Source organism: Rhizobium centroccidentale (assembly GCF_030182565.1).
Taxonomy (GTDB): Bacteria; Pseudomonadota; Alphaproteobacteria; order Rhizobiales; family Rhizobiaceae; genus Rhizobium.
This window is the reverse complement of record NZ_JAQJCG010000006.1, coordinates 158,675-177,173: the sequence shown is the minus strand read 5'-3', so window position 1 is coordinate 177,173 and position 18,499 is coordinate 158,675. Positions and strand designations below refer to the sequence as shown.

At 60.1% G+C, this 18,499-nt stretch carries 15 protein-coding genes and 2 pseudogenes; 7 read left to right on the top strand and 10 right to left on the bottom strand.

Translation table 11 applies throughout. The features are described 5' to 3' along the window. Window positions 1–3 precede the first annotated feature (3 nt). The 9 genes from hemH to PH562_RS10860 form a co-directional block, all read right to left on the bottom strand. A complete protein-coding gene (gene hemH / locus PH562_RS10900) occupies window positions 4–1,038 on the bottom strand; it encodes a ferrochelatase (protein WP_285172962.1) in 1,035 nt (344 codons plus the stop codon). 96 nt (window positions 1,039–1,134) lie between these two features. After that, window positions 1,135–3,225 carry a 5'-nucleotidase C-terminal domain-containing protein gene (locus PH562_RS10895; protein WP_285172961.1) on the bottom strand — a complete coding sequence of 697 codons (2,091 nt, stop codon included), beginning with the start codon at window positions 3,223–3,225 and terminating at the stop codon, window positions 1,135–1,137. 147 nt (window positions 3,226–3,372) lie between these two features. Beyond that, window positions 3,373–3,696 carry a hypothetical protein gene (locus PH562_RS10890; RefSeq protein WP_285172960.1) on the bottom strand — a complete coding sequence of 108 codons (324 nt, stop codon included), beginning with the start codon at window positions 3,694–3,696 and terminating at the stop codon, window positions 3,373–3,375. Window positions 3,697–3,724: 28 nt separating this feature from the next. Beyond that, window positions 3,725–4,114 (bottom strand): outer membrane lipoprotein Omp10, encoded by a 390-nt coding sequence (omp10, locus tag PH562_RS10885; protein WP_015341076.1) that lies wholly within the window; start codon window positions 4,112–4,114, stop codon window positions 3,725–3,727. Between the two features lie 180 nt (window positions 4,115–4,294). Continuing rightward, on the bottom strand, window positions 4,295–5,746 hold the full coding sequence (locus PH562_RS10880) for a homospermidine synthase (RefSeq protein ID WP_113230747.1): 1,452 nt from the start codon (window positions 5,744–5,746) through the stop codon (window positions 4,295–4,297). Between the two features lie 255 nt (window positions 5,747–6,001). Then, a complete protein-coding gene (locus PH562_RS10875) occupies window positions 6,002–6,286 on the bottom strand; it encodes a YciI family protein (RefSeq protein WP_285172959.1) in 285 nt (94 codons plus the stop codon). A gap of 4 nt (window positions 6,287–6,290) precedes the next feature. Continuing rightward, on the bottom strand, window positions 6,291–6,932 hold the full coding sequence (locus PH562_RS10870; protein ID WP_285172958.1) for an aminotransferase class IV family protein: 642 nt from the start codon (window positions 6,930–6,932) through the stop codon (window positions 6,291–6,293). Next, the gene (locus tag PH562_RS10865) at window positions 6,917–8,077 is read right to left on the bottom strand and encodes an aminodeoxychorismate synthase component I (RefSeq protein ID WP_285172957.1); all 1,161 of its coding nucleotides are present in this window, start codon (window positions 8,075–8,077) and stop codon (window positions 6,917–6,919) included. The genes PH562_RS10870 and PH562_RS10865 overlap by 16 nt, the downstream gene beginning before the upstream one ends. Before the next feature lie 25 nt (window positions 8,078–8,102). Beyond that, the gene (locus PH562_RS10860) at window positions 8,103–9,950 is read right to left on the bottom strand and encodes a M3 family oligoendopeptidase (RefSeq protein WP_285172956.1); all 1,848 of its coding nucleotides are present in this window, start codon (window positions 9,948–9,950) and stop codon (window positions 8,103–8,105) included. Window positions 9,951–10,170: 220 nt separating this feature from the next. Between PH562_RS10860 and PH562_RS10855 the strand changes: the two are divergent. The 6 genes and pseudogenes from PH562_RS10855 to PH562_RS10835 form a co-directional block, all read left to right on the top strand. After that, window positions 10,171–11,422: pseudogene (locus PH562_RS10855) on the top strand (sigma-54-dependent transcriptional regulator); the annotation flags it as partial. Window positions 11,423–11,526: 104 nt separating this feature from the next. Continuing rightward, a pseudogene (locus PH562_RS30810) lies at window positions 11,527–11,739 on the top strand (helix-turn-helix domain-containing protein); the annotation flags it as partial. A gap of 175 nt (window positions 11,740–11,914) precedes the next feature. After that, window positions 11,915–13,867: a peptidoglycan L,D-endopeptidase MepK gene (locus tag PH562_RS10850; protein ID WP_285172954.1), complete on the top strand. Its 1,953-nt coding sequence runs from the start codon at window positions 11,915–11,917 to the stop codon at window positions 13,865–13,867. Window positions 13,868–14,151: 284 nt separating this feature from the next. Beyond that, window positions 14,152–14,769 (top strand): glycosyltransferase family 29 protein, encoded by a 618-nt coding sequence (locus PH562_RS10845; RefSeq protein ID WP_285172953.1) that lies wholly within the window; start codon window positions 14,152–14,154, stop codon window positions 14,767–14,769. A 123-nt stretch (window positions 14,770–14,892) separates the two neighbouring features. Continuing rightward, a complete protein-coding gene (locus PH562_RS10840) occupies window positions 14,893–15,735 on the top strand; it encodes a glycosyltransferase family 25 protein (RefSeq protein ID WP_285172952.1) in 843 nt (280 codons plus the stop codon). 11 nt (window positions 15,736–15,746) lie between these two features. Then, a complete protein-coding gene (locus PH562_RS10835) occupies window positions 15,747–16,448 on the top strand; it encodes a polysaccharide deacetylase family protein (protein WP_285172951.1) in 702 nt (233 codons plus the stop codon). Between the two features lie 14 nt (window positions 16,449–16,462). Here PH562_RS10835 and PH562_RS10830 read toward each other — a convergent pair whose 3' ends face one another. Continuing rightward, a complete protein-coding gene (locus PH562_RS10830) occupies window positions 16,463–16,735 on the bottom strand; it encodes a hypothetical protein (protein WP_285172950.1) in 273 nt (90 codons plus the stop codon). A 347-nt stretch (window positions 16,736–17,082) separates the two neighbouring features. Here PH562_RS10830 and PH562_RS10825 point away from each other — a divergent pair, with 347 nt between their 5' ends. Beyond that, on the top strand, window positions 17,083–18,345 hold the full coding sequence (locus PH562_RS10825; RefSeq protein ID WP_285172949.1) for a flavin monoamine oxidase family protein: 1,263 nt from the start codon (window positions 17,083–17,085) through the stop codon (window positions 18,343–18,345). Window positions 18,346–18,499: the final 154 nt, after the last annotated feature.

Sequence of the window (18,499 nt, the reverse complement as noted above, 5' to 3'; positions counted from 1 at the left end):
CGCTCAGGCCCAGCCGAGCAGCTCCCGCCGCGCGACTTTTTCCAGCACGTTCATGCCGTCTTCGCTGTCGTTGAGACAGGGAATGTGGGTGAATTTCTCGCCGCCATTGTGGTGGAAGGATTCGGCCGCCTGCTCGGCGATCTCTTCCAGCGTCTCCAGGCAGTCGGAGACGAAACCCGGATTGAGGACGGCGATCCGCTTCGTGCCCGTCCTGGCAAGCTCTTCCACCGTTTTGTCCGTATAGGGCTGCAGCCATTCCTCCGGGCCGAAGCGGGACTGGAACGTAACCATGAACTGATCTTCGGATAGGCCGAGCTTCTCGCGCAGCAGCCTGCCGGTCTTCTGACAGAAACAGTAATAGGGATCGCCGAGCTTGAAGTAGGACATGGGAATGCCGTGGAAGGATGCGATGATCTTTTCGGGCTGCCAGTCCAGCGTCGATAGATGCCGGGTGACCGAATTGGCGAGCGCCTCGATATAGGTCTCGTCGTCATGATATTGCGGCACGGTACGGATTGCCGGCTGCCAGCGCATCTTTTGAAGCTTCTCGAAGGCCTTGTCGTTGACCGTCGCCGTCGTTGCCGCCGCATATTGCGGATAGAGCGGGAAGAGCACGATGCGTTCGCAGCCATCATCCTTCAATGCCTGGATGCGATCGGCGATCGAGGGTTGGCCGTAGCGCATGGCCCAGTCGACCTTGACGTTGGGCAGGTCGCGCAGCCGCTCGGCCATCAGATCAGCCTGGTTGCGCGTGTAGGTGCGCAGATAGCTCTCGTTCTTCTCCTTGTTCCAGATCGTCTCATAGGCCTTGCCGACCTTTCTCGGCCGGGTGTTGAGCACGATGCCGAACAGGATCGGGTACCATTTCCAGCGCGACCACTCGATGACGCGGCGGTCGGTCAGGAATTCGCGCAGGTAGCGGCGCATTGAGGAATAGTCTGTGCCGTCGGGGGTGCCAAGATTGATGAGCAGCACGCCGACCTTGCCGTATTTCACGCTGGGGTGATCGGGCGGAAGCGTGGTCAGGTCTGCTGTCATCGATTGAATTCCTCTCAAGATACGAAGCATTTCACATAAGAACAAAAGCCGGTCCGGGAAAGCCCGGACCGGCTGTGACATGCGAGACAAATCGTCTTACTTGGCCGGAATTTTCAACTTTTCACCGACCGACAGATGGTGCGCCTTGATGTTGCGGTTGGCGGCCACAAGTTTGTGCCACTGCTTTGCATTGCCATAGTAGGTCTTGGCGAGATCCCAGAGCGTGTCGCCGGCGACGACGACGTGGGTTGTCGGCGTCTTTGGCGGTTCGCTGGTCTTGGCTTCCGGCGTTGCCGTTGCCGGAGCTGTGGTCGCGGGTGCGGCAGCAGCCGGCGTTTCAGCCGCTGGAGCTGAGGTAGCGGGGGTCGAGGGCGCCGGATCCGATTTTGCCGGAGCGGACGGCGTTGCGGTCGGGTTTGCCGGTATGGTGGTGCTTGGCGTTGTCACCGTGGGAGGGGAGGAGGCCGGAGGGGTGGTCGTGGCGCCGCCACCTGTAGCGGCTGCTGCCGGCTTCTGCTCCGGTGCTGTCTGCGTGGTATCGGTGGGCTTTGCGGGTTCCGGCTGCGCAGCCGGCGCTGCCGCGGCTATCTGGGTTATGCGGCCGTCCGTGTACGGCTTGTAGGGATTGTGCGCGCCAAGATAATCGGCGACCACCGATTCCAGGTTGGGGCCGAAGTCATAGGCGTTCTTGCCATTCTTGGCGAAGACCGTATAGCCGTCGCCGCCAGCGCGCATGTAGTTGTTGCTGACGACGCCATAGGTCTTTTCGGGGTCGATCGGCTTGAATTCCGTGCCTTCCTGAACGTCGACGGACACCAGGCGGCTGCCTGCCGGCTTCGACTTGTCGAAGCTGTATTTGAGGCCGGCGACCTGCGGGAAGCGACCGGCCCCGTCATCGATCTGGCTGAGGCCGTTTTCGAGTGCCGCTTTCACGTCGGCTCCCGTGAGTTGGAAGGTCGCAACCGTGTTCTGGAAAGGCAGTACGGTCAACACGTCGCCCATGCTGACGTCGCCGGCGCCGATGGAGGCGCGCAAGCCGCCGCCGTTCTGGATGGCAATGGAGATCCCTTGCGCCTTGGTGCGGTCGAGCATCGCGTCGGCAACGAGATTGCCCATCGAGCATTCCCGAACGCGGCAGACTTCGCGCGCGCCTTCGATCGGCCCTTGCGAATTGCCGATGACCTTCTTGCGCAGCTCCTCGATCGGCTTTGCCATCTCCTGCACGCGTGCAAGGATCGTCGGATCGGGCTTGATGGAGGAATCGAGCAAGATCGGATCGCCTTTGGCGTCCTTGACGGCGCCGTTGTCGTCGAAGGTGACGACGATGTCGCCGAGATATTTGCTGTAGGATGCGGCCTGAACGACAGGCACCTTATAGCCGGCCGGATTGTCGACCATGGTCGGGTAGGGGCCGGCTGCCTTCGGGTCGGTATTCGACAAGAGCGTATGCGAGTGGCCGCCGACAACGACACTGACGCCGGCGATCTTGGCGATCTTCTCGACATCGCGCGGATAGCCGACATGGGTGAGCGCGATGATCTTGTTGACGCCTTGCGATTTCAGCGCATCGACTTCGGCGCTGATGGCGGCGGCATCGTCGGTGATCTTCACATGCGGGCCGGGAGAGGCAAGTTCCGGTGTTTCGGTCGTCACCGCACCGACGATACCAATCTTCTGGCCGCCGATATCAAGCACGATCGACTTCTTGATGCGTTCGCCGAGCTTCGACTGGTCGTCGACCACCAGATTGGCCGTCACAACGGGGAACTGCGCCTTGTCGAGGAAAGCGGCAAGCGGGCCTTCGCCATCGTCGAACTCATGATTGCCGACCGTCATGGCATCGATCTTCATGTCATTGAGGAATTCGACTTCGGCAGCGCCCTTGTAGGTCGTGTAGAACAGGGAGCCCTGGAAGTTGTCGCCGGCATCGAGGACGAGGACATTCTGGCCGGCAAGGGCGGCGCGGCGCTGGTCGATGGCTGCTTTCAGCCGTGCCGTCCCGCCGAAGCATTCGTTCTTGGCTTCCTCGGCTGCCGAGCAGGTGGCGTCGAATTTGTTGATCGATTCGACACGCGAATGGAAATCGTTGAAGTGCAGGATGTTGAGCTGATAGTCCGCGAAGGCGGCGCTGGTGCTCAGTGCCAGCAGCGTCGCGGCCAAAAGACCCACTCCGAAGGGCTGCTTCATCTGTCTCTCCTGTTGGTCATTGCAATCCGGCCCGCCAATGCCCGAGGCGGTCCCCCGATGCCGATGTTTCCATCCCGGCGGAGCGAGCGCAAGTAAAAGCTGTTGCCTTCATTCGGATTTTACAAAGAAGCGAAATGGCCCGCCGGATCAGGCGCAGGCTTCGGCGGAGGCTGCACCATAGGAGTCGCGCAATGCCGCAGCGGCATTCCAGCCGGCAGCGCAGAAGACGAGCGCACAACAGAGGGAGGCGACAAGATGAAGGCGCCGATTCCGCCTTCGGTAGAGCAGGATAGCGCCGGCGGCGTAGACGAGCAAAGTGGGTACAGCGAAAAGAAGGACGCTCGCCGGGCCGTCACAATCAAGGGCGTCGATGCCCTGGGCCTGATAGCTGTTTACAGGGAGGACCGTCGCCATAATGGCGACGGGCAATGCTGCTATAAGGGCCAGATAGAGGATCAGCATGCCGCGCATGATGCTTTATCCGTCCATCGAGCTTCTATCAACCCTGGCGATTGAGCGAGAAGTGTCCACCGGTTTCGGAGGTGCAATTGAGTTGGCTGGGATTGGCCAGGAAGCAATTCACCTTCGACGATGTGCGCTTGATGTTCGAATAGAGATTGATCTGAATCACGCCGGATGGATCGGTGGTGTAGGTTCCAGAAGCCATCTGCTGGTTCGTGCCATCTGTCGTGTGCGTTTCGAAACGGCCGCCGTTGAAGGTCGAATTCAGGCCGTTCGAATCGGCCCAGCTTCCTTCCACCGAATTCATGCGCGGCTGGGAGCCACCCGGGTTCATCCCCATCGGCGGCGGTCTGGAACCGCCGAAATCGACGCAGGCAGAGAGGGCTGCCGCGGCAGCAACGAGGGCAAGAACGGTTCTCATCTTCATAAATATCTCCCGCGAATAGAGGCGGTCTAAAGGCGTATCGGTTGCAAGGAAGATGGCGCGACCATCGGGTTAAAGCAAGACGTCCCAGGCGATCTGCTTGATTTATCTGGCTTGCGTAACAAAAATGCCCGCACGACCTGTGCGGGCATTCGTGACTTGCATCAAGCCAACACTATACTCTTAGCGAACCAGAATGTTCCGGAACTGCCATGGGTCCTTCGTGTCGATGTCTTCCGGGAACAGGCCTGGACGGCCATCGAGCGGGGTCCAGTCGGTGTAATGACCTTCGACCGGGCCGAGGTAGGGCAGCTGCACTTCAAGGCAGCGCTTGTAATCGACTTCATCTGCTTCGACGATGCCGGCCTTCGGGTTTTCCAGTGCCCAGACCATGCCGGCGAGCACGGCAGACGTCACCTGCAGGCCGGTAGCATTCTGGTAGGGGGCAATGCGGCGGGTCTCTTCGAGAGACAGGCGCGAGCCGTACCAGTAGGCATTCTTGGCATGGCCGTAGAGCAGCACGCCGAGTTCGTCGATGCCGTCTTCCAGCTCGTCCTCATCAAGAACGTGGTGAACCGGCTGCGGCGTGCCGCCGTTGCCGAACATCTCGTGCAGCGAGAGCACGGCATCGTTGGCCGGATGATAGGCATAGTGGCAGGTCGGGCGGAAGGTGACGTCGCCGTCCTTGTCGCGGACCGTGAAATAATCGGCGATCGAGATCGACTCGTTGTGAGTGACCAGGAAGCCGTATTGCGGGCCGGGGGTCGGGCACCAGGTGCGCACACGGGTATTGGCGCCCGGCTGTTCCAGATAGATGGCAGCCTTGCAGCCCTTCTTGTGCTTCTTGGCGTTCTTCGGCATCCATTCTTCATGGGTGCCCCAGCCGAGTTCGGCCGGCTGCAGACCTTCGGAGATGAAGCCTTCGACGGACCAGGTATTCCAGAAGACGTTGAGCGGCTTCGGATGCTTGGTGCGCTGCGTGTCGCGCTCGGCGATGTGAACGCCCTTGACGCCGACCTTCTTCATCAGCTTGGCCCAGCCTTCACGGTCGTGCTGATCCGGCTCTTCGAACTTCAGGCCGATATCATTGGCGAGGTTGACGAGCGCCTGCTTGACGAACCAGGAGACCATGCCCGGATTCGCGCCGCAGGTGGAAACGGCCGTCGTGCCGCCCGGGTTCTTTTCTTTCTCCTTGCGCATAGTTTCGCGCAGAGCGTAGTTGGTGCGGTCGGCGTTCTTCAGGTTCTTGTCGAAGTAAAAGCCGAGCCAAGGCTCGACGACGGTATCGATATAGAGCACGTCGAGCTTGCGGCACAGCTTGACCAGATCGAGCGAGCCGGTGTCGACCGATAGGTTGACGCAGAAGCCCTGGCCGCCGCCTTCCGTGAGCAGCGGCTTCAGCAGATCCTTGTAATTGTCCTTGGTGACATGGGCCTGCATATGGCGGACGCCATGCTTTTCCAGGATCGCCAGGTGCTCGGCATCCATCTGCGGGTCGATGACGACCATCCGGCTCTTGTCGAATTTGAAATGGCGCTCGATCAGGGGCAGGGTGCCACGGCCAATGGAGCCAAAGCCGATCATTACGATCGGACCGGTAATTTCGGCATATACCGGATAGTTTTGTTTCGTCATTCTTTTCTCCTTCGAAAGGCGGGACGCCGTTCGGTTCACGAAATTCAATTAGAGTCTGCGCGAAAGCGCTGGCAGAGTTTGCGCGAAAACGCGGGGTGAGCGGCTCTAATCATAATTTGATGTCACAATAAAGAGCTGTTGAGGGTTAGCCGGACAAAGTCAAGTGGAGGCCAACATACACGCCTTATGCGACGGGTTTGTTGCCTTCAAGGTTGGTTTTCGCTGACATAAGCGGAATGTCGTTATAGGCCGCGCTCAGCCTTTCAAGGCTTCCAGGCCATCGGTAACGGTGGTCAGCGCGATTTCCTGGACCTCGTAAACGGCGACGCCGTGGATGGTGAAGGGATCGGCGGCGACATAAGCCTCCAGTTCGGCACGCTCGCCGCGGGCGAAGATGACGCCGCCGGTGCGTGGGACCTTGCGGCCGGAGGCAAGGAACCAGCCCTTGGCATAGCCTTCCTTCACCCAGGCCATATGCGGCTCCATGTGCTTGTCAGCTTCGTCATTGCCCTTGAGATAGGTGAGCGAGAGGATGAACATTCAATCAATTCCATAGGAGTTGCGCGCGGATCAGGCCGCGCAAGGAGTTTCCGACATAAAGGGGGCGATCTTTCAGGTCGTTGAGCCGGATGCGGCCGACGCGGGCTTTGCGCTGGCAGATGAGTTCGGTGCGCAGGACACCGGCAAGCAGGCCGGCTGATATGGGCGGCGCGCGGAGCAGGTCCGCGCCGTCCCCGAGGAAGACGGAGGTGATCGTTCCCTCGCAAAGCTCGTCCTTCTCATTCAGCAACAGGACTTCGTCTGCCTCGTCTGGCCGATATTCCGCGCGGGCTGCTTCGTAGACGCCTCGTCGCGTAGTTTTAACACGCAGCAGCTTGTCGGAGGAATCGAGCCGGGTTGCGGCGATGCGGACACGCCAGACGGTGTCGGGCAAAAGCGGAACAAACGGCGCCGTTGTCACTTTCGTTTGCCCTTCTCTGTCCGACGTTAGCCGCACTCGCAAGGGCGCGCCAGCACCGGCAATCGCCTGTTCCAGGTTTCCGAGCACGTTCTTGGGGGCGGAAAAGCCAAGGCGGCGGGCGGATCGTTGCAGCCGCGCGAGATGCAGGCGCAGGCGAACGAAGCCGGTTTCCGGCTCGTAGCGCAGCGTCTCGATCAGGGAAAAATCCTCTACTGGTCGATCCATCGGTCCCCCACGGCGAAGCGCGCCTTGAGGAGGCATTCTTCATATTCCGCTTCCGCCGTCGAATCGAAGACGATGCCTCCACCGACATTGAACACCGCGCGGCCGTCTTCGAAAAGCGTGATCGTGCGGATCGCCACGGAAAAACGCATGGCGCCACCAGGCGAGATCATGCCGATCGCGCCGCAATAGGCGTCGCGCGGGCCGTCTTCGAGATCGTGCAGGATTTCCATCGCCCGCATTTTCGGCGCGCCAGTGATCGAGCCGCAGGGAAAGAGGGCGGCAAGGATATCGCGGATCGATATGCCTGGCAGCAGCTTCGCCTGCACATGGCTGACCATCTGGTGCAGGGTAGGGTAGGTCTCGATTTCGAAGAGTTTGGGCACGTCCAGCGTGCCGACCTCGGTGATGCGCGAGATGTCGTTGCGAAGCAAGTCGACGATCATGCGGTTTTCGGCCTGCGTCTTTTCGTCGGCAAGCATGGCGGCGATGATGTGCTCGTCCTCGGCGGCATTCGCGCCGCGCTTGGCCGTGCCCTTCATCGGATGCGTCTCGATCCAGCCTTCTTCGTCGGTCCGGAAGAAGAGCTCGGGCGAACGCGAGAGGATGATCGGGCCTCCGAGATCGACGAGTGCGCCGTATTTCACCGGCTGCCGTTCGATCAGCGACCAGAAGGCGGCGCACGGATCACCGGTCCATCGGGCGTGGATCGGCATAGTGAGGTTTGCCTGATAGCAGTCGCCGAGGCGCAAATGCTGGTGCAGCCTGTCGAAGCGCTCCTGATAGGTCTCGAAATTCCAGGCCGCTTTCGGCTCTGTCAGGAATTCCTGGTTTTCCACGCGCTGGGCCGGTTGGCCGAGCGGATGGCCATCAGCGGCAGGAGCATCGAAAACGCCGAAGCAGAGCAGGGGCGTTTCCCTGTCCTCCTCGGCGAAGGATGCGAGTTTTTCCTCGAAGAGATGGCCGGCCTCATAGGCCATGTAGCCGGCAAGCCACTTTCCCTGCCGCCTGGCCTCCTCCATCCGATCGAGGGCATTGAAGAACTGCGCGCGCGTATGAGCGATGATGATCTCGGCCGGTTCGGCGAAGATCATCATCTGTCCTGTGCTGTCATCCCTGAAAAGGACGTAGGGTATGGCGTCGGCCATTGGGCACTTCTTCGGCGGTAGGGTGTCAGGCACCCTTATCTAGCGCTTCCAACTCGTCGATCAGCCCTTCGATCATCGACAGGCCCTTGCTCCAGAACGACGGATCGGTCGCGTCGAGGCCGAAAGGTTTCAAAAGTTCGGAATGATGCTTGGTGCCGCCGGCCTTCAGCAGCTCGAAATACTTGTCCTGGAAGCCCTTTTCGGCGTTGCGGTAGACGGCATAGAGCGAATTCACCAGGCAATCGCCGAAGGCATAGGCATAGACGTAGAAGGGCGAGTGGATGAAGTGCGGGATATAGGCCCAATAGGTCTCGTAACCTTCGGAGATCTTGATCGCCGGACCTAGGCTCTCTTCCTGCACAGAGAGCCACAGTTCGCCGATAGTGTCCGATGTCAGTTCGCCATTCTTGCGAGCGGTGTGCACCTTGCGCTCGAATTCATAGAAGGCGATCTGGCGCACGACCGTATTGATCATGTCCTCGACCTTCTGGGCGAGCATGGCCTTGCGTTCGCGCTTGTCGGTGGTCTTGTCGAGCAGCGCGCGGAAGGTCAGCATTTCGCCGAAGACGGATGCGGTCTCTGCCAAAGTCAGCGGCGTTTGGCACATCAGCGCGCCCTGGCCGCCGGCCAGCACCTGATGCACGCCGTGGCCGAGCTCATGCGCCAGCGTCATGACATCGCGCGGCTTGCCCATGTAATTGACGAGGACATAAGGATGGGCCGAGGGGACAGTCGGATGCGCGAAGGCGCCAGGCGCCTTGCCCGGACGCACCGGTGCATCGATCCATTCCTCATCGAAGAAGCGTTTGGCGATCGCAGCCATCTCCGGCGCGAAATTGCCATAGGCCGACAGTACCGTATCCTTCGCATCGGTCCAGGGGATCAGCGCATTGGGCGTCTCCGGCAGCGGCGCGTTGCGGTCCCAGAAGTTCATCTGGTCCATGCCGAGCCACTTGGCCTTCATCTTATAATAGCGATGCGAAAGCCGCGGATAGGCCTCGCGCACGGCGGCAGCCAGCGCATCCACCACCTCGCGCTCGACGCGGTTGGCGAGATGCCTGCTGTCGGCAATATCCTCGAAACCGCGCCAGCGGTCGGAAATTTCCTTATCCTTGGCGAGTGTATTTGTAATCAGTGTAAAGGTGCGCAGGTTCGCCTTGAAAGTTTCGGCAAGCGCCATGGCCGCCTTGCGGCGCACTTCCGGGTCCTGCTCCTGCAGCATGTTCAGGGCGACTTCCAGCGGCTGCTTTTCGCCATCGATCTCGAAGCGCAGCTCCGCCATCGTCTCGTCGAACAGGCGGTTGAAGGCGGCGGCACTCGTCATGGATTTTTCCAGGAACAGCTGCTCGAGCTTGTCTTCGAGCTGATGCGGCTTGTCCTTGCGCAGGTCGACGATCCACGGACGATAATGGCCGGCGGTGGCGTCGTTCGCCATGCAGGCGTCCATGACGGCGTCGTCGATGCGGTTCAGTTCCAGCGGGAAGAACAGCAGATGCGCGGCATAGTCCGTCAGCTTTGCCTGCACGTCTCCGTAGAGCTTGCCGTTGGCCGGATCGACGGTGTTGGAGAAGTAGGTGAGGCCGGCATAGGAGCCGAGGCGGCCCATGATATCGTCAAGCGCTTCATACTCCTTGATGGCTGCGCCGATGCCGGCGTCGCCTGTCTTGGCGGCAGCATCGGTAAGCTTGCCCTTCCACTTTTCTTCGAAGGCAACGGCCATCTTGCCGGCCTTTTCCAGATCTCCGGCGAACTCAGGGGAGGTGGAGGACGGATAGAGATCGCTTAGCTTCCAGGCCGGCAAGTCTCCAAGCGCCTGGCCGGCGGCCGAGCTTGCTGAGAAGTTAAGAGAGTGGCGGAGCGAGGTCGGGCTCATGGGCGAAATTTCCTCTGCTTTTATTTTTCGGATCGTCCGATCCATTCGTGTCTAGTCGGCTGGAAAGGCCACCGCAAGGCCTGATTTTCCAGCGCTGGCCGTTGATTCATAAGCGATTTTATATTCGTCATAATGATTAAAATGCGATGGTTTGGCAAAACTTCATGTTCAAGCCTTTCTGCGAATGTCCGTGTCAGGTTTCGCATGAAGTGAGGCACCAATGACCGTTTACAATAGCGCCAAGGGGGGCGCGCAGATTCTCGTTGTTGAGGATGATCCGATTCAACGCCGTCTGCTGAAGAATGCCATCGAGCGGCACGGACACGTTGCCCATTTGGCAGAAAATGGCCGTCTCGGCCTTGAGTTTCTGAAGCGTGGCAATGATCAGATCAACGTGATCGTGCTCGATCTTATGATGCCGGAAATGAACGGCATCGAGTTCCTGGGCGCGCTGAACGATATGGGCATCGACCTGCCCGTCATCGTGCAGACGGGGCAGGGCGGCATCGATACCGTGGTGCAGGCCATGCGTGCCGGCGCCTTCGATTTCGTCGTCAAGCCCGTGTCGCCGGAGCGTATCGCGGCATCGATCGCCAATGCTCTGAAGCTCGACCAGCGCGAGGCGAAGGCCCGCGCCGGGCGCAAGTCTCGCTCGAGCAGCATCACCTTCGACGATATCGTCTCGGCGAGCCCGGCGATGATGCGTGTCATCGATCTCGCCCATCGCGCCGCGCAATCGAACATTCCGGTCGTGCTGGAAGGCGAATCCGGCGTCGGCAAGGAACTGGTGGCACGTGCCATTCAGGCTGCCAGCGACCGCGCCGGCAAGCCGTTCGTGACTGTCAACTGTGGCGCGATCCCGCACAATCTCGTCGAAAGCATCCTGTTCGGCCATGAGAAGGGCGCGTTCACGGGGGCGGCCGAACGTCATGTCGGCAAGTTCATGGAAGCCGATGGCGGCACGCTGTTTCTCGATGAGATCGGCGACCTGCCGCTTGAAGTCCAGGTCAAGCTTTTGCGCGCAGTGCAGCAGGGCGAAATCGAGACCGTCGGCGCGCGCGTCGCGCAGAAGGTCAACGTCCGGCTGATTTCGGCGACCAACAAGGATCTGATCGAAGAGGTCAAGGCCGGGCGCTTCCGCGAGGATCTCTATTATCGCCTCAATGTCTTCCCGATCACCATGCCGGCCCTGCGCCGCCGCAAGGAAGACATCCCGCATCTGGCGCGCGCTTTTGCCGACCGGTTCGCACTGGAGCAGAAGCTCGATCATCCGCTCGGCATCAGCAACGACGCCCTTGCGCTGCTGACCGCTTATGACTGGCCGGGCAATATCCGCCAGCTCGAAAACGCGGTCTTCCGCGCGGTCGTTCTCTCCGAAGGCCCCGAGCTGCTCGACACGGATTTCCCGCAGATCGCCGCGCAGTTGCCCGGCTATTTCGCCGCCGAGCATCCGACCTTGGTTGTGGATAATTCGCATGCCTCCTCGGCCGATCTTCTGGCGGCTGAAAGAAGCGAGCGAGTCTCTTACGGGGTCTCGCACGGATCGGCTGCAACCACTCCGCTTGCTTCAGCCGATGCTTCCGACAATGTCATCGTCAGCACGAATACATCGGGCGATGTCAGAAAACTGGCGGATGTCGAGGAAGAATTGATCCGATTTGCCCTCAAATTCTATCGTGGGCAGATGAGTCAAGTCGCGAGAAAGCTGGGTATTGGCCGCTCGACTCTCTACCGAAAGTTGAAAGACTACGGCATAGACCCGGATGACCCGCAAAAAAACGCGGCTTGAAGGAAAGCTTAACGTTTAGGCAAGCATATTTTGTTACCCGTCGTAAAGCACTTGTTAGTGCATCGTTCACCATGTATGAAGGGGTCGATCATGTGTGGCATTTTTGCCATCGTGTCACCGCAATTGACAGCCATTTGGAACACGATGCGACATTGTCTGTCGGACGGGGATCGAATTGCCGAATTTGAGTGCAAATACCAAGCCTAATAGCTTGAGCTGGCATTCTGCGTGCTCTAACCTATTTAGCAAGGTGGCCAAGGTCGTAGCCGTTGGCCTCCTTGCTTTGGCTGTTTCTACCCCTGTTTTCGTCGGCACTCCCTCTCAGGCTGGCGGTGAAACCCGCAGCCTCAAGATCTATTACGTCCATACCGGCGAGAAGGCCGTCATCACCTACAAGCGCAACGGCAAGTTCGATCCGGACGGCTTGGAGAAGCTGAATCGCATCCTGCGCGACTGGCGCAAGAATCAGCCGACCAAGATGAACCCGCGCCTGTTCGACCTGATCTGGGAAGTCTACCGCGAAAGCGGTTCGCATGAATTCATCTACGTGATCTGCGGTTTCCGTTCGCCTGGCACCAACGAGATGCTGCGCACACGCTCGGCCCATACCGGCGTTGCCAAGAAGAGCCAGCACATGCTTGGCAATGCGATGGACTTCTATATTCCTGACGTCAAGCTCACCAAGCTGCGCGAAATCGGCATGAAGCTGCAGGTGGGCGGCGTCGGCTACTATCCGACCTCCGGCTCGCCCTTCGTGCATATGGATGTCGGCGGCGTGCGCGCATGGCCGCGCATGGATCGCCAGGAGCTCGTCCGTCTCTTCCCGGATGGCAAGACGATGCATATTCCGGCCGACGGACGGCCGCTGCCGGGCTACCAGCAGGCAGTCGCCGATTACAAGCGCCGCATCTCGTCCGACGATATCCAGGTCGCCAGCTCCTCTTCGCCGCGCCGCGGTTTCTTTGCCCGGCTGTTCGGCGGTGGCGGTGCGGATGAGGAAGAGGATAATGCAGATAGCGGAACGACGGCGGCACCGGTAGCTATCGCCTCAGCTGCTCGGAAGGGCCAGCCGGCTCCGGCTGCCAGTGATGATGGTGACGATAGCGCTGCTCCGGCCCCGGCCCAGGTTCAGGTTGCCAGCGTAAACGCGCCTGTTCCGCAGGTTCGCCCGGCCTTCGGCAATCAGCCTGCCGGCAGCGATGTGGCTTCCGCTCTCGTCTCGCCGTCGCGTAACGCGGCACAGGATGCGCTTGCCGCCGCCATGCCGGATACCGGCGATCAGCCGCAATATGCCGATCTTCGTTCCTATCATGTGCCCGTGCCGTCGCTGCTTGATCGCCGCTCACCTGGCGATGCCGAAGTGGCATCGGCCGAGGCTGACATGAAAGGCCAGCTGGCTGCCGTTCCAGTGCCGGCGCAGCGTCCGGAATTGGCCGAAAGCCTGCTGGCATCTGCCGATGCCGATCAGGAGGCCGCCGACGACCAGGCTGACGCAGGAGCACTTTCGCCTTCGGTCATTGCGGCTCTCGAGCAAAGCCGTCCTGATCGATCGGATGCCAATAGTGCGGTTCCGGTGGCGCAGCCGTCAAACAACGTCGCGTCGAAGGATCAGCTAGCGCCCGCAAGCAGTGGCATGGCTGACGGCAACGATGCGGCGCAGGCAATTGCCGCCGTGCTGCCGCAGCAGAGACCGGCACAGCAAATGCCGATGCAGGTGGCCGCACTTGCACCGGTCCGCAACGAGGTGAAGGCCAGCAGCCGTCGCTTCAACGACGGATTCGAGCCGACAACGCCGCAGGAACGTCCGATTGCCGCTGGTATCGCGACCAAGGGCGGCCGGCCGAACAAGCAGGATGCCGTCGTGGCCGATTCGAGCCGCGCGACGGTGACGACTGCGCCGACGCTGACGGAGAAGATGATCTCGCAATGGGCGATCGCAAAGGCCCGGGTCGAGATTGTGAACCGCCCGGTCAAGGCGCCGCGCTTCGTGAGCCCGACGCTTCGTGCTCAGCCGACCGCCGTTTACACGGATGGTTTCAAGGTGCAGACGGCATCGATCGATCCCGAACGCTTCAGCGGAAGTGCAGTGAATTTCCTTCAGGTGAAGAAGTTCAATTCGGTCGAATAGGCCAGGCTTCAACTTCCACGTGATTTCAGGGAGCCCGTTTTGGCTCCTTTCTGATTCGGCAGGATACCATCCGTTTGCGATCGCAATCGGGTTTGCGTGGCCCTGGGCTGCATGCAAATCTGAGCTGAAGCGCGGTTTTCAGGCACTGCTGTTGCTTGCAAGTGACATTGCGGCAGCTTTCAGGTTCGTGTCAGGATTTATGCGTCCCTCCCTGATCCGGCATTCAGTTTGGCTTCATTTGGCTCCATTAGGTCGGCGATTTCAGACCTGATGGATGTTCATATTTGACCCGCAAGACGGCAATCATCATTGGCAATGGCAAGCTGCAGCGCGACCTCTCGGAGATCGTGGACAATGCCGAATTTGCCATGCGTTTCAACGAGCCGAAGGCCTCGATCGGCCTGAGCGGTTCACGCACCGATATTCTCATGCTTGCAGCTTCCAGCAAGCCCATGCAGCGCCGACTGACGGACCCGACCTTCCTGACCAGCGCGACGTTCACGGCAGCCAAGGAGGTCGTGCTGGCCTATCATCCCGATATCATCCGCAAGTATCACCCCAAGCCCAATCTTCTTTCGCGCCTCAAAGGCAGGAGAAGCGATTGGACGATGCGGACGATCGAATTGGTGGGCGGTGCCGGCAAGGAAATCCGCATCATGCCGCCACAGTTCTACATCGAGGGCTGCGAGGAACTCGGTGTGAGCCAATGCCGGATGCACCAGCTCTTTCCGAGTACCGGCTTCTTCGGCATCCGATATGCGCTGTCGCGATTGCCCGCCGACGAGTGGGACGTGAAGCTGTGCGGTTTCAGCTGGGAAGGGTGGAAACGCCATGCCTGGCTGGATGAACGCCGCTGGGTTGAAGACAAAATGGCGAGTGGCCGCATCAGCATGCTCGTTTAGCTTCCTTCAGTTGTTCAGATCCGTTGAAAACAACCGTTTTCAGTTTCGCCTCAGGTTTGCCTAAGCTCGCTTTCATTCAGGGTTGCTAGAGCCTCGCGAAATATGATCTCGAGGTATCCATTCATGCAAGCCCACGAATTCAACCCGTCTTCGGCGATGCCGCTCGAAAGATCTCATACGGGATTCGAGTTCGCTCCTGCGTCCAATCCGGTCGGTGCTGTTCTGGACGCGCCCGGCCAACCCGTCATTCGTGGTTTCATCATCCATCTGGATCGCGCCCGTGACCGCATGCCGCAGGTCGAAAGGCTTGCTGCAAAGCTTCCGGTGCAAAGCGAGGTCATCGAGGCAGTCGATGGGCGCACTCTGAGTGCCATCGAGATCGACAGCGTCTATCGTCCTCGGCTGCAGAAGCCATATTATCCGTTCGCCATGAGCACGGGCGAGATCGCTTGCTTTCTGTCGCATCGCAAGGCCTGGGCTGCGATCGTCGAGCAGAATATCGACGCAGGTCTCATCTTCGAGGATGATGTCGAGATCGACGATGCGTTCCATGCTGCTTTTGCTGCCGCCAAAGCCTGCCTGAAGCCAGGTTCTTTCATTCGCTTTCCGTTTCGCATGGGCAAGGAGCACGGCAGATGTGTTCTTTCCCAGGGAGAGACCGATGTCATTCAGCCCACGAGGATCGGTCTCGGCATGGTGGCCCAGCTCGTCAGCCGCGATGCTGCCATCCGCCTGCTGGAGGCTACCCTCGTCTTCGATCGGCCCGTCGATACCACCGTGCAGATGAGCTGGTTTACGCGCGTGTCGCCGCTCACCGTCCTGCCTGGCGGCGTGCGTGAAATTTCCCCTCAGCTCGGCGGCAGTACGATTAAGAGTCACAAGACGTTGGCAGAGCGGCTCTCCAGAGAGGTATTGCGGCCGCTCTATCGTGCCAAGATCGCGCTGCGCTCGCGCCGCATCATCTGAGACGATCCATCGTGGCTGTTCCAATCCTCGCATATCACCAGATTGCGGTGCCGCCGTCGCGCAAGGCGCCGTTCAGAAGCATGGTCGTCCATCCCGAAGCCTTCCGTCGTCAGATGGAATGGCTGAAAAAGCTTGGAGTTCAGGGTGTGTCGCTGCGTGAGGCAATGCCTTACATCCGTGGCGAGAAGGCCGGCAAAGTCGCTGCCATCACCTTCGATGACAGTTACGCAAATGTCTATGAGAATGCCTTGCCCGTGTTGCAGGAGTTTGGTTTCACCGCCACGAATTTCGTTGTGGCGAACCAGATCGGCGGCAGCAATGTCTGGGATGTCCCCCTTGGCGTGGCTCAGGCGCCCTGCATGTCGGTCGAACAGCTGAAGCATTGGCACAGTCTGGGGCATGAGGTGGGGTCGCATACGCTGGATCACGTTCGCCTGCCGCAATTGCCCATGGAAGAGGCGCGCCGTCAGATCACGCATTCGCGCGAGCTGCTCGAAGATTTGCTCGACGAGGGCGTTTCGTCCTTCTGCTTTCCCTATGGCGACGAAACGCCGCTCGATCGGGTGCTTGCCTATGAAGCCGGTTACAGCGCCGCAACCACGACACGCCGCGGCCGGGCAAGGCCAGGCGATGATCCGTTCGGCCTGCCGCGCGCGACCATCCGGCGCAACGACAGCTGGCTGCATTTCGTCAAGAAGTGCGTCGTCGGATAGCCGCATGCCCGCTGTTATCCGGGCGCGACCGTAGAGCCAAAACCGCGCCCATGCATCTTAGTCTTCATTCCTGCGTCATCGCCGCTGCGGCCGTTACTTCTGTTTTGGGGCGCGGAATTGGCCGTCGGATGAGCACTGCTATCGCTGAGTATGGCAGCTCCACCGACATGGTTCTGTGCTGTCGCCGCCGGCGGCAGGAGGGTCCAGGTGAAATAGGCGATCAGACCGCAGACGCCGAGCAGGAAGACGGTGAGGATCGCGGGGATGGACCACTCCTTCGTGAACATCGGTGTTTCCTGACGCGACTTGAAAGAAGTCCGACGTCCGGCCGCCGTCTTATTGAGCTGTGTTGGCACAAGCGCCTCCAATACTGCGCGTCTTGGTCGAACGTGTTTTTGCGAAGGTCGGTTTCCGCACGATCTTCCTCATTATCTGCCTCGATGAAGCACCTACGACATTCGTCATTTCCGCTCAATGCGGCAATTTGGTATGCCCATCATTGTGACCGTTTACAGGCCGCGCCGAGGTCGGCTACAGATGATCGACAGGGCTCCCGCCGGCGGATTGGCAAGCCTCATATCACCAAGTCGCGCGGCTGGATTATTCTCCAGCGCATGTGCGAAGAGGAACGGGAATGCCCATCGAATCCTGGAGAGGCGGCGAGGTCGACGTTACTGTGATCGGTGCCGGCGCAGCCGGTGTGGCTGCAGCCCGGCAACTGCAATTGCTTCGGCCGGATCTCTCGATCCTCTTGCTCGAAGCCTCCGATCGCGTCGGTGGCCGCGCCCGCTCGATCCATCCGTTCGGAGCCGATGCCGCCGCGCTCGACTTGGGCTGCGGCTGGCTGCATGGCGCGCGCACCAACGCCTGGACTGATATTGCCGAGGAAGTGGGCCTGACCGTCGATCGCACGCCCGCGCCCTGGAGCGACGGCGGCCATCGGTTGGAACAGAACGATCCCGATGCGAAGGCTGCAGCTGCCGCCGTCAACGACTTCTTCGAGCGGGTCTATGGGTATGAGGGAGATACAGATGCCGATCTCTCGGCCATGTTGTCGCCTGATGATCCGTGGAATGAAAGGATTTACGCTGTCGGCGCCTTCATGACCGGGGGAGAGCTCGACAAGTCCTCGGTGATCGATCTTGGCCGCTACGATCCCGGCCCCGGTCCTGACTGGCGCGTGCGGCAGGGCTACGGCATGGTGGTCGCCACTTACGGCCTGCGGGTACCGACCGTTGTCGGCGCCGAGGTCAGCCGCATCGATCACAGCGGCGCTGAGCATATCGTGCTTTCGACCGCCAAGGGTGAGCTGCGGGCAAAGGCCGTCATCGTCACCGTTTCCACCAATGTGCTTGCGGCCGAACGCATCGCCTTCTGGCCACCTCTTCCGGAGAAGATCGAAGCGGCATCCCGCCTGCCGCTCGGCTTGGCAAACAAGCTCTTTCTTCGCACAGCCGAACCTCGGATGTTCCCGGAGGATGCGCATGTGATGGGATCGCAGCATAGCCGCCGGACGGGAGCCTATCAGCTGAAGCCATTCGGCATGCCGGTCATCGAAGCCTATTTCGCCGCCGATCTTGCGCTCGATCTGGAGCGAGAGGGCGTAGATGCCATGTTTGATTTTTCGGTCGAGCAGTTAAAGCGCACCTTCGGCGCCGATGTCGGTAGGAAGTTGTCGCCGTTGGCGGCGTCAGCCTGGGCGGGAGAGCCCTTCTTCGGCGGCTCCTATTCTTATGCGACGCCCGGTGCGTCCGATCTCCGCGGCGTCCTCGCCGCTTCCCATGACGGGCGCTTGTTCTTCGCCGGAGAAGCCTGCTCGAAGGCGCGTTATTCTACCGCGCATGGCGCCTATGAAACTGGCGCTGCCGCCGCCGAAGCCGTTGCGAAATCGCTCTGATGGAAGCCCAATGAGACCGATAGTCGGCTTGCAAACGAGAAATAGCGATTCGCCTCATAATTTTATGCAAATCGCTCTTAAACTTGCGTGAGAACAGGCGTAAACGCAATCAAATACCACCCGATTTGATTTACACCATCCTTCGGGAGATGGG